Source organism: Pandoraea sp. XY-2 (assembly GCF_004193915.1).
In the GTDB taxonomy this organism is placed as follows: Bacteria; Pseudomonadota; Gammaproteobacteria; order Burkholderiales; family Burkholderiaceae; genus Pandoraea; species Pandoraea cepalis.
Window position 1 is genome coordinate 1,134,607 of sequence record NZ_CP030849.1, and the last position, 11,776, is coordinate 1,146,382.

The 11,776-nt window shown below is 66.5% G+C and carries 8 protein-coding genes and 1 pseudogene; 5 read left to right on the top strand and 4 right to left on the bottom strand.

Annotation, left to right across the window (positions count from 1 at the left end; all coding sequences use genetic code 11):
* Positions 1-204: 204 nt before the first annotated feature.
* The 4 genes from zwf to DRB87_RS05300 all read left to right on the top strand — a co-directional run bounded on the left by zwf (position 205) and on the right by DRB87_RS05300 (position 5,832).
* On the top strand, positions 205-1,692 hold the full coding sequence (zwf, locus tag DRB87_RS05285) for a glucose-6-phosphate dehydrogenase (RefSeq protein WP_130025137.1): 1,488 nt from the start codon (positions 205-207) through the stop codon (positions 1,690-1,692).
* A gap of 64 nt (positions 1,693-1,756) precedes the next feature.
* On the top strand, positions 1,757-2,434 hold the full coding sequence (gene pgl, locus DRB87_RS05290; protein ID WP_130025138.1) for a 6-phosphogluconolactonase: 678 nt from the start codon (positions 1,757-1,759) through the stop codon (positions 2,432-2,434).
* A complete protein-coding gene (locus DRB87_RS05295) occupies positions 2,412-4,310 on the top strand; it encodes a bifunctional transcriptional regulator/glucokinase (RefSeq protein WP_165385240.1) in 1,899 nt (632 codons plus the stop codon). The genes pgl and DRB87_RS05295 overlap by 23 nt, the downstream gene beginning before the upstream one ends.
* A gap of 22 nt (positions 4,311-4,332) precedes the next feature.
* Positions 4,333-5,832 carry an AMP nucleosidase gene (locus DRB87_RS05300; protein ID WP_130025139.1) on the top strand — a complete coding sequence of 500 codons (1,500 nt, stop codon included), beginning with the start codon at positions 4,333-4,335 and terminating at the stop codon, positions 5,830-5,832.
* Between the two features lie 17 nt (positions 5,833-5,849).
* Here the strand turns inward: DRB87_RS05300 and DRB87_RS05305 are convergent, their stop codons facing one another.
* The 3 genes from DRB87_RS05305 to DRB87_RS05315 all read right to left on the bottom strand — a co-directional run bounded on the left by DRB87_RS05305 (position 5,850) and on the right by DRB87_RS05315 (position 10,035).
* A complete protein-coding gene (locus DRB87_RS05305) occupies positions 5,850-7,103 on the bottom strand; it encodes an Hsp70 family protein (RefSeq protein ID WP_130025140.1) in 1,254 nt (417 codons plus the stop codon).
* Between the two features lie 100 nt (positions 7,104-7,203).
* On the bottom strand, positions 7,204-8,592 hold the full coding sequence (locus DRB87_RS05310; RefSeq protein ID WP_130025141.1) for an MFS transporter: 1,389 nt from the start codon (positions 8,590-8,592) through the stop codon (positions 7,204-7,206).
* A gap of 213 nt (positions 8,593-8,805) precedes the next feature.
* Positions 8,806-10,035, bottom strand: coding sequence for a cytochrome P450 (locus DRB87_RS05315; RefSeq protein WP_130025142.1), 1,230 nt, complete (start codon positions 10,033-10,035; stop codon positions 8,806-8,808).
* A 213-nt stretch (positions 10,036-10,248) separates the two neighbouring features.
* Here DRB87_RS05315 and DRB87_RS05320 point away from each other — a divergent pair.
* Positions 10,249-10,880 (top strand): annotated as a pseudogene (locus DRB87_RS05320) (ArsR/SmtB family transcription factor).
* Positions 10,881-10,911: 31 nt separating this feature from the next.
* Here the strand turns inward: DRB87_RS05320 and DRB87_RS05325 are convergent.
* Entirely contained in the window at positions 10,912-11,757 is an 846-nt protein-coding gene (locus DRB87_RS05325; protein ID WP_130025143.1) for an IclR family transcriptional regulator, read from the bottom strand.
* Between the last annotated feature and the right edge of the window lie 19 nt (positions 11,758-11,776).

The window sequence follows — 11,776 nt, forward strand, 5'->3', positions numbered from 1 at the left end:
GACGTGGGGGATGTAGTCAAAGAACGAAATTTCGTTGATTTAAAGTGTAGTTAAACTACAATGCAGTGTCAAAGTTGCGCTTCTCCGGTGACATTCGGACATTCGCCGTGTCCGGCGGCCCATTCGCCGCTTGCTGGCTCGCCAGTCGGCGCGCCGAGCGGTGCCCGGGAGAAGCGTTCGGCCGCACGGGAGTCCACGCTGTCTATGACCACGCCTTCACCCTATACCTTTGTCTTGTTCGGCGCCACCGGCGATTTGTCACTGCGCAAGGTGTTGCCCGCGCTGTTCCGGGCGTTTCGCACGGGGCAATTGGGCGCCGATGCCGACGCTGGCACCGGTGCGAGTACCGGCCGCATTTTGGCGATTGCCCGCAAGCCGATGGAGGCCGCCGCGTACCACAAGTGGTGTGAGGAACACGTGCGCGGGCACATCAAGTCCGATGTCTGGGACGAGGGCGCCTGGTCGCGGTTTCTCACCACCATCGACTACATGCCGCTCGATCTCGGGCGTGAAGCCGAGTTCGGCGTACTGGCCGAGCGCCTCGCCCAACGGCAGGGCGTGCGCATCTTCTACCTGGCCACCGGCCCGTCGCTGTTCATCCCCATCTGCGAAGGACTGCGCAGCGCCAGGCTCAACGAGAACAGCCGGATCGTGCTGGAAAAGCCGCTCGGGCACGATCTGGCTTCGTCGGAGGCGATCAACGATGCGGTGGGCGCGAGTTTTCGCGAAGACCAGATCTACCGCATCGACCACTACCTTGGGAAAGAGGCGGTACAAAACCTGCTGGCGCTGCGCTTCGGCAACGCAATCTTCGAGCCGTTGTGGCGACGCGAGTTGATCGACAGCATTCAGATCACCATTGCCGAGGAAATTGGCGTCGAAGGGCGCGGCGAGTTCTACGAACAGACGGGCGCGCTGCGCGACATGGTGCAGAACCATCTGCTGCAACTGCTCGCCATCGTCGCGATGGAGCCGCCGCTGTCGATGGACGCCGACGCCGTGCGCGACGAGAAGCTGCGCGTGTTGCGTTCGCTGCGTCAGCTCGACGACGACACGGTCGCGCGCAACGTGGTGCGGGGCCAATACGGTGGTGGCGCGATCGGCAAATCGGCGGTGCCAGCCTATGTCGACGAGCCGGGCGTACCGCCGTCCAGCCAGACGGAGACGTTCGTGGCCCTCAAGGCTGAGATCGACAACTGGCGCTGGGCCGGCGTGCCGTTCTACCTGCGCACGGGCAAGCGGCTGGGCGAGCGCGTGGCGGAGATCGTTGTCAACTACCGCGCAACGCCCTATCCGTTGCTCGGCGAAGCCACGGCGCAGGCCGGCGCCAATCGTCTCGTCATCCGTCTGCAGCCGAACGAATCGATTCGTCTTTACTGTCTGGCGAAGCAGCCGGGCGAAGGCATGACCCTGCAAACGGTGCACCTCGATCTGGCGTTCGACCAGTTCTTCAAGGGACACCGGATGGATGCGTACGAGCGCCTGCTGCTCGATGTCATCAACGGGCGTCTCGCGCTCTTTGTCCGTCGAGACGAGCAAGAGGCGGCCTGGCGCTGGGTCGCGCCGATCCAGGCGTACTGGTCGCGTCAGCACAAAGGGCCAAAGCGTTACGCCGCCGGCACGTGGGGGCCGCCCGCCGCAAGCGCGCTTCTGGCACAGTCCGGCACCAGTTGGGTTGAAGAAGACAACTGAGGCGGATCGCCGGGCGAGGCCCGGCGCGTCGGTCTGACGTCAAGCCAACCGGAGGCAAATACCCATGATCCACTGGCGCACCTTCCCCACCCGGCAGGCACAGGCGCTGGCGCTCGCCAACGCCGTCGTTGCGCGGCTCGACGAAGCCTTGACGATTCGTCCGCGCGCGTTGCTGGCCGTATCGGGCGGCACGAGTCCGAAGGCATTTCTCTTGCAACTGGCCCGGCTTCCCGTGGCGTGGCGCGACGTCGACATCACGCTCGTCGACGACCGCTGGCTGCCGCCGACGCACGCGCAGAGCAATGCCCGGCTGGTGGCCGAGACACTGCTGCCCGGTGCGACCGGCGCGCACTGGTTGCCGCTGGTGGACACCGCGACGTCCGCCGCGCTGCAGGTGCGAACGCTCAACGACACGTGGAGGCATGGCGTGCCGCAAGTGGCCGTGCTCGGCATGGGCGAGGACGGCCATACGGCGTCGCTCTTCGCCGACGCGGCGCAATGGCACGACGCCATCGCCACGCACGACAAATTCGTGCTTGTGCAGCCGCAGCACGCGCCGCACCTGCGCGTGTCGTGGTCGCTCGCCGCGCTCGCGTCCTGCGAGCGCCTCTTGCTGCAAATTCAAGGCCCGGCCAAACGCGCCGTCTTCGAAGCGGCGCAGGCCGAGGTGCAGGACAACGCCATCTCCCGGCTGATCCACTGTGAAGGAGTGAACATCGATGTCTTCTGGAGTGAGGAATAATCCGCCGCACGTAAGCGGTCCCCGACTGCTGGCCGACATTGGCGGTACCAACGCCCGGTTCGCGCTGGAAGTCGCACCCGGCGATCTCGTCGAGATCCGCGACTATGCTTGCGACGATTTCCCCGGCGTTCCCGAAGTCATCCGTGCGTATCTTGACGAGGCCGATCACGCTGAGCCGGTGCGGCATGCCGCGATCGCCATTGCGAATCCGATTGCCGGCGACGAGGTGCGCATGACGAATCGCGACTGGCACTTCTCGATTGAAGCGACACGTCGTGCGCTGCGTTTCGAGACGCTGCTGGTCGTCAACGATTTCACCGCACTGGCGATGGCACTGCCTTACCTGTCCGAGGCACAGAGGCGTCAGGTGGGCGGCGGCGAACCGCAGCCGGGCGGTGTGATCGGCTTGCTCGGTCCGGGCACCGGCGTTGGGGTGTCGGGCTTGATTCCGGCGGCAGACCGCTGGATCGCGCTCGGCAGCGAAGGCGGGCACACGACGTTCGCGCCGGCAGACGAGCGCGAAATCGAAGTGCTGCGCTATGCCTGGAAGCAGTTCGCCCACGTGTCATTCGAGCGTCTGGTGGCCGGGCCCGGCATGGCGCTCGTCTATCAAGCCTTGGCGGCCCGAGACGGCCGCCCGGCGCCATCGCTGGAGACGCCCGCCATCGTAAAGCTCGCTCAGGCGGGCGATGCGCTCGCGCGTGAGACCGTCGATTGCTTTTGCGCGATGCTGGGCACGCTCGCGGGCAATGTCGCGGTGTCGCTGGGCGCGGTGGGCGGTGTGTACTTGGGGGGCGGCGTGATTCCGAAGCTCGGCAAGTTGTTCGAGGACTCACCGTTTCGTCAGCGCTTCGAGGCGAAGGGGCGATTCGAGGCGTATCTGAAGGCGATCCCGACTTACGTCATTACGGCCGATCATCCGGCGTTTCTGGGCACGTCCGCCATCCTTGCCGAACAGCTCGGCACGCATGCGGCGGGCGCGGGTGCGCTGATCGACCGTCTGCATCGGTTGCGCGACCGGTTGAGCCCGGCCGAGCAGCGCGTGGCCGAACTCACGCTCAAGCAACCGCGTGCCCTGCTCGCGGAGCCGGTGTCGGAAATCGCGCGTCTGGCGCGGGTGAGCCAGCCCACGGTCATTCGCTTTTGCCGCAAGCTCGGCTGTCAGGGACTGTCGGACTTCAAACTCAAACTCGCGAGTGCGCTGACCGGCACGCTGCCGGTGCGTCATGGACAGGTGCACGTGGGCGACTCGGCGGCCGAATTCAGCGCCAAGGTACTCGACAACACCGTGTCGTCGATTCTGCAGATGCGCGAGCATCTCGACGCGCGCACGCTCGAGGCGGCCGTCACCTTGCTCGACGGTGCCCGCCGCATCGAGTTCTACGGGCTGGGCAACTCCGGCGTGATCGCGCAGGACGCGCACTACAAGTTCTTCCGCTTCGGCATGCCGACCATCGCGTACGGCGACCCATACCTGTTGCAGGCGTCGGCAGCGCTGTTGGGAGACGGCGATGTGGTGGTCGCCATTTCCGCGTCGGGCCGCTCGGCGGATCTGAACCGCGCGGTCGACATCGCCGTGGCGCGCGGTGCGAAAGTGATTGCGCTCACGGCGCGCAACTCGCCGCTGGCGCGCAAGGCGACGCTCGTGCTGCCCAACGATCACGTCGAGACGATGGGCGCGCACGTGACGATGATCGCCAGAATTCTGCACCTCGCGGCGATCGATGTGCTCGCCGTGGGCGTGGCGATACGGCGCGCCGGGCCAGGGGCGGAGACGGCTGGCGAGGGCGCGCTCGACTGGCTTGGCCACGGCAGCGGACGGGACGCGGAGACGCCCGCCGGTCGTGTCACAATGGGCGCATACTCCCCCTCATGATTAAGACAGAAGAGGTTTGCGCATGTCCGAACAAGAACCGGTCCATGCCACCCGATCGATCGCGGATCCGGTGGAAGCCGTCGCCTACCTGAAAACGATTTACGATGCCAACACGGCGTACCTTCGTGCCGCTTTCGACCGCTTCGCCACGCAGAAGGAGGCGGCGCGGCGCGTGAGTGCGCACTATCCATTCATTCGCATCACCACCGAAGACATCACCCAACTGGACAAACGCCTGTCCTATGGCTTTGTGTCGGGGCCGGGCCGCTATCAGACGACGGTCACGCGACCGGATCTGTTCGAAAACTACTACGTCGAGCAACTGCGCCGTCTGGCGCACAATCACGGCGTTGCCTTCGAAGTGGGCGTCTCCGACGAACCGATTCCCGTGCACTTCGCCTATCAGGACGGCGTGTATCTCGAAGGCGATCTCGATCAGACACACCTGCGCGCCATGCGCACCGCGTTCGACGTGCCCGATCTGGCAACGATGGACGACAGCATCGTGAACGGCACGCGTGATCCCATGCCCGGCGAGATCTTGCCGCTTGCGCTGTTCACGGCGCCGCGCGTTGATTATTCGCTGCATCGCCTGCGCCATTACACGGCGACATCGCCCGAGAATTTTCAGAACTACGTGCTCTTCACGAACTACCAGTTCTATATCGATGAGTTCGTCGAACTGGGACGCGAGCTGATGAGCGCGACCGACGATCCGGCCTTGCGCGAGTACCGCAGTCAGTACACCGCGTTCGTCGAACCGGGCAACGTCACGCACTGGAACCAGAACATTGCCGAGCTCGACGCGCGGGGCACGCCGCCGCCGCGCCTGCCGCAGATGCCGGCATACCACCTCGTGCGCCCGGACAACACGGGCATCACGATGGTCAATATCGGCGTGGGGCCTTCCAACGCGAAGACCATCACCGATCACATCGCCGTGCTGCGTCCGCATGCCTGGGTCATGCTGGGTCACTGCGCGGGGCTGCGCAACTCGCAGCGCTTGGGCGACTACTGTCTGGCGCACGGGTACGTGCGCGAGGATCACGTGCTCGACGACGATCTGCCGCTATGGGTGCCGGTACCCCCGCTGGCCGAGGTGCAGGTCGCGCTCGAGCGTGCCGTGGCCGACGTCACGCAACTCGACGACTTCGAACTCAAGCGCGTGATGCGCACGGGCACGGTCGTCACGGTCGACAATCGCAACTGGGAATTGCGCGATCACCGCGAGCCGGTGCAGCGCATGAGTCAAAGCCGGGCGATTGCACTCGACATGGAGAGTGCGACGATTGCGGCGAACGGCTTCCGTTTCCGGGTGCCGTATGGCACCTTGCTCTGCGTGAGCGACAAGCCGCTGCACGGGGAGCTGAAGCTGCCCGGCATGGCGGACCGGTTTTATCGCGAGCGCGTCGACCAGCATCTGAAGATCGGCGTGAAGGCGATGGAGCTGCTGCGCAATAACGGTCTGGATCGTCTGCACAGTCGCAAGCTGCGCAGTTTCAACGAAGTCGCGTTTCAGTAACGGACGCCGGCGACCGCTCAGGAAAACACGCGCCTGGCGTGAATGCCCAGACCCAGCGCCACGCTGGCGAGACGGTCGCCGAACACCGGTGTCGCTTTCGGAAAGGCAGCACACATGGCACCGGAAAGGCTGCGCAGCCCCGTGGAGCCGCCGGTGAAGTAGAGCGCGTCGACATCCTCGGCGCGCAGGCCGGCCAACGCCGCCGTATGCACGGCGCCTGCCGTGATGCTCGCGATTTCGTCGCTGACCGCTTCCACCAACCCCGCTTCCGAGAACGCGACCGCGAGGTCGCGTTCGATCACCGACAGGTCGATACGCGTCTCGCCGCCCGAGGCGACGTTGATTTTCGCGTCTTCCGCATGACCGACGAGCGCGTGTCCGAGGCGTTGCTCGACCGTGCGCATCAGGCGTCGGTGATGGGCCGGGTCGGCGTACAGGTGCGCTGTGAGCGCCAGTTCACCAACGCGCTTCGGCGTGTAGACGGTGTTGATCAGGTGCCACGTGGCGAGATCGAAATAGATCCGGTTGGGCACTTCCTTGCCGTCGGGACCGAGCGCCTTGTAACCGAGTTCGCGCAGAATCGTGGCCAACTCGATGCGGCGGTCGAAGTCCGTGCCGGCGATATGCACGCCGTGGTGGGCGAGCACGTCGCCCTTGCGATCCAGATGGCGTGCCCGTTCCGGCCCGACACGCACCAGCGAGAAGTCCGAAGTGCCGCCGCCAATATCGATGACGAGCACCTGCTGTTCATCGCTCAGACGCGATTCGTAATCGAACGCGGCCGCAATCGGCTCGAACTGGAAATGCACGTCATGGAAACCTACGTCGCGCGCGCTTTGCTCCAGTGAGCGTTGCGCGGCCGCGTCGGCACGCGGATCGTCGTCGACAAAAAATACGGGGCGACCCATGACCACGTGACGCAAATCGCCGCCACTGGCCTTGAGTGCGTGCGTGCGCAAATGGCGCAGGAACGTGGCGATGATGTCGATATAGCGCATCGCCGACCCGTTACCGAGGTCGGTGGTGCTTTCGATCAGGGAGGAGCCGAGCAGGCTTTTGAGCGAGCGCATGAGGCGCCCGTCGTAGCCATCGACGTAATCGGCGACGGCCTGACGGCCGAACGACACGCGGCCACCTTCATCGGCGTTGAAGAATACGGCGGTCGGCAGCGTGCCGTAGCCGGCTTCCAGCTCGACCAGACGCATGGCGGCGCCGTCTTGCACGGCGACGGCAGAATTCGAAGTGCCGAAATCGATGGCGCAGAAGCTCATGGCATTTGCGGCCCGCACAGGCGAGCCGTAAAAGGTCGGCAGTGTAGCACGGCCGGACGGTCGGCCGGACGGAGGCGCTCCGGCGCGCGCTGCACGACCCTCATCCGCGTGCCGAATTCGCGTCAGGCTGGGCGGCGGGCAACGTGCGCAGGCTGCTCACCACGGCCGCCACCGCAGCGAACGCGGCCGCAACATAGAGCGAGGCCCGTGTGCCGAAGCCTGACGGGGCGACGCTGAAGATGAGGGCCACGAGCGCCGCACCGGTCGTTTGCCCGGTCAGGCGCGCAGTGCCCAGCATGCCGCTCGCGCCGCCGCTGCGATGGGCGGGCGCGGCCATGAGCATCGCGTAGTTGTTGGGTGACTGGAACAAGCCGAAGCCGAAGCCGCACAGGGCCATGCGCCAGACGATGTCGGCCGATTGCGGGTGCGCGGGCAGCAGTCCGAGCGCGAGCAGGCCGAGGGCGAACGCCGCCAGACCAATCGCACCGAGCAGACCGGGCTTGTAATACTCCAGCAGCCGCCCGGCCAGCGGCGCGACGACAACGATGGTGAGCGGCCAGGCCGTCATCAGCAAGCCGGTTTGCACACGATCGAAGCCCAGCGAATCCTGCAGGAAGAAGGGCAGCGCGACATACGCGAGCATTTGCGCGCAGAACGACGCCATCGACGTGCAGATCGACAGCCCGAAAATCGGAATGCGCAGCAGGTCCAGCGGCAACAGCGGCACGGGCTGGGTGCGTTGGCGTCGCACGAAGACCGTACCGATGACGATCGCGGCGGCGACTTCGAGCGCGACCAGCCAACGCGCCTGACCATGCCCGAAGGCGTCGATGCCGGAGATGAGCAAGCCGAAGGTGAGCGCACTCAGCAGCGCCCCGGTCCAGTCGAAGGGGTGCGAGGCGCGGGCCGTGTCGGGCAGCGAGCGCACGGCGATGACAAAGGCGACGACGCCGAGCGGCACGTTGATGGCAAAGAGCCACGGCCAGTGCGCGATGGACAGCACGCCGGCGGCGATCGTCGGGCCCGCGGCGGATGAAATGGCAACGATGAGCGCGTTGAGCGAGACGCCGCGCCCGAGCCAGCGCGACGGGTAGATGGCTTTCACCAGCGCGGTGTTCACACTCATGATGCCCGCCGCACCGAAGCCCTGCACCACGCGTGCGAGGGTGAGGGTGACGAGCGAATCCGAGAGCGCGCAGCCAAGCGAGGCGACGGTAAACAGCGCGAGCCCGACGGTATAGACGCGGCGGTAACTCACGATCTCGCCGAGTGCGGCGAGCGGCAGCAGCGAGATAGTGATGGCGAGCTGGTAAGCGTTGACGATCCAGATCGACGTGGCGGGACTGGCGTTGAGGTCGCGCGCGATCGTGGGGAGCGCGACGTTGGCAATCGCCCCATCGAGCACCGCGAGCGAGATCGCGAGCATGACGGTCGCAACGGCCCAGACCCGGGCGGGCATGGGCATACCGTCGGTGTGTGTGTCGGACATGTGGGCAGCGGAAGACGGGACGGGCGCGCACCAGGACGCCACAGCGGGCGGTGCGCACAACGAAAACGTCATCCTGCCCGAAATTCCCGAACCACGCGGTGCCCCGGCGCGGAGCCTTGTGTTTACAGGGGTTTCACTTACCACACTGTGTTTTGACAGATGGAACCTATGTTCCGTTGGATAAAACTGGCCCGCCGAAGCCGGTAACTTACCTCAAGCCGCCGCCGCGCCACTGTGGAAGCGCGCGATCCGGATGTTGCCGAGCGGGTGATACGTCGAGCCGGTCGCGATGGCGGCGAGATCGACATCGCTATCGAGTATCGTCTGGACGCCGATGGCGGCGATGGTGCTGGCCGGCGAGCGTCCCGGGCAGGTGTGGGCGCCGTGCCCGAAGGTCCAGGCTACGTCGTCCGGTGCGGCACGGGCGGGCGCGGCGGCAAGCACCACGAGGATCGCATCGCCGCGTGCAAGCGTGCGTTCATGGATGATGGCGGGCGCGTGCAGGAATCGACGGGTGTTTTGCACGGGGGGGTCGTGACGGATCACCTCGCCGATGGCGGTGATGGCGACGGTAAGGTTGGCCGGTAGCGATTGGGCACTGTTGAGGGCGGGCACAGCGCCGGGCGACGCGTGCTGCGCGAGCCGGCGCAGGCTGTTGGCCACGAGTCCGGCGCAGGCGTCATGCGTTTGCGTAAAGAGGCCCACGACATTGGCCGTGAGCGCCGCGTAGTCGACGGCCTCGTCGCGCGCCGCGCTGCGGGCCGTGTCGCGCAACCAGGTTCCTGGGGCGGCGTCGTTGTCGAGCCAACGCATGGCGCGATGGCGAAGCGTCGTGGCGGCGCTGTGTCCGCGTGCGAGCGTCTCGGCGTGCGCAGACGACTGGGTGGACTCGGCCATCGCGGCGACCAGCGTGCGGACGTCGTCGTACACGTCGACCCACTGTGAGGGCGGAACGCCCAGCCACGCCGCGAGGGCATAGATCGGCTGACGGAAGACAAAGTCGTCGAGGCGCGCGCTGGGCGTCTGCCCTTGGGCGAGATAGGCATCTGCACAGGCGGCCTGGCTGGCGTTGCGCAGCCGGTCAAGGGTGGCGCCGTCGGCATGCAGCGTGGCGAGTCGTGCCTTGAGCCAGGGCTTCATTGCCGCATGCGCGGCGCCGTCGTTCATCCTGACGAGTGTGCCGAACCAGTCGCCGGCGGCGCCATTGGCCAATGCCGCGGGGACGGTCGCGCCAGCCGGCCGAACACCGCACGCCGGATGGCGCAGCACGGCGGCCATGGCTTGCGGGCTGGCGGCGACCCACATGCCGAGCGAGGCATCGAAATCGAACGGACGTCGCGCGGCGAGCGACTGGTAGTACGGATACGGGTTGGGGTGCACGACGGCGGCCAGGGCATTGGCGGGCGGCGGCACGGTGAGGCGATCGGCGGTGGCGGCAGACATGGCGGGCAGCTCGATATTAGGGGAACGGGACTCATCATGGCGCATCGGCCGACCGGCACGTTTCATCCCATGCTGAAGTGTTGAACGCATCCCCCAGCCTATACTGCCGATGCTGTGCTTCATCATCCTGACAGGAGTCCTGCTGTGGACATCGCAAGAGATCACGCCCCCGGCGTCAGCTCACTCGCCGCGTTGCTCGCCGATGCCGGGCGCATGACCATGCTGTGGGCGTTGATGGACGGTTCAGCCCGTCCGGCGGGAGAGTTGGCGTTGGTGGCCGGGCTGTCGCCTTCCAGTGCAAGCGGCCATCTTGCCCGGCTGGTCGACGGCGGCGTGCTGGCGCAGGAAGCACGCGGACGCCATCGTTACTTCCGCATCGCCACGCCTGAGACCGCCGCGGCCATCGAAGCGCTTGCCAGTGCCGTGCTTGCCACGCGCGATCTGCGGCCGCGCTCAGTACCTGTCAGTCGTTCCACGCCGATGCCGCTTCGCCACGCGCGGACCTGTTACGACCATCTCGCTGGGGAAGTTGCGGTCGATCTCTTCGCGCGGATGCATGCGCGCCGTTGGCTACGGATCGACGGTAGCGACGTGGCGCTCACGGATATGGGCGTGGAGGGACTCACGACCGTTGGCGTCAACCTCGCCACGGCCCGCGCCCATCGACGCCGCTTCGCCTGCACCTGCCCCGACTGGAGCGAGCGCAAGCCGCATTTGGGGGGCGCGTTGGGGCGGCGCTGCTCAGTACCTGCCTCGACGCCAAGTGGCTCGAACCCACCCGGGAGCCGCGCGCGTTGCGCGTCACGCCACTAGGGGAACGCAAGCTCGCGGCCATCGCCCTCTGAAGCGAGGTGATGGCGGCGAAATAGCGAGGGCTCAGCCTCGTTCGGCTGCGGCGAGAAACGCGGGTGCGTCGGCCAGCAGGATGGCGAGATCGGCCGCGCCCGACTTCACCACGCGCGCGGTGCGCTCGCGCGTCAATGTATCAGTGCCCACCAACGTACGCGGACCGGCAACGCTCAGGGCTGCCAACGGTCTGCCGTGAGCGTCCAGCACAGCGGCGGCGCAGGCGTCGATGCCCGCTTCGAAGCCGTCCTGACTCCAGGCGCATCCGGCGTCGCGATCACGTTCGAGCTGGGCGTCGAGCGCAGCATGCGTGCGTGCGCTTTGTGCCGTGGCGGCAGCGAGCGGTTCCGGCCCGAGCAACGCACGGCGGCGCTCGGTGCTCAGATGCGCGAGCAGCGACCGGCCCGGTGCCGTCAGATGCGCCGTGACGCGGCTGCCCGCGCGGATATTGCTGACGAGCGGTAACGCCGGCGTTTCGCACAGCAGATAGCGAACCTGGGCGCCGTCGAGCACGGTGAGATAGCTCGATAGTCCGGTCTCGGTCGTCACGCGTGTGAGTACGCGCCGCGCTGTCGCCAGGTGATCCTCGCCGGCGAGTGCGCTGGCCGCCAGCGTCAGGAAATTCAAGCCAAGCCGATGGCCACCCTGCGGCAACGGCTCCAGCACGCCCTCGAATTGGAGCGTCTCGATCAACCGCATGACGGTCACCCGATTCACCCCGATGCGGCGGCCGACGTCGCTGACATTGGCGGTCGACCCGCCGTCCGCCACGAAGCGCAGCAGCTTGAGCGCACGCATGACCGGCGTCACGAGGCCCGCGTGTCCAGTGTCTTGCGCGTCGGTCGTGGACTCAATGTCTTGCATCGCTTTGTTCATGCGGTCGATTCCAGTCATC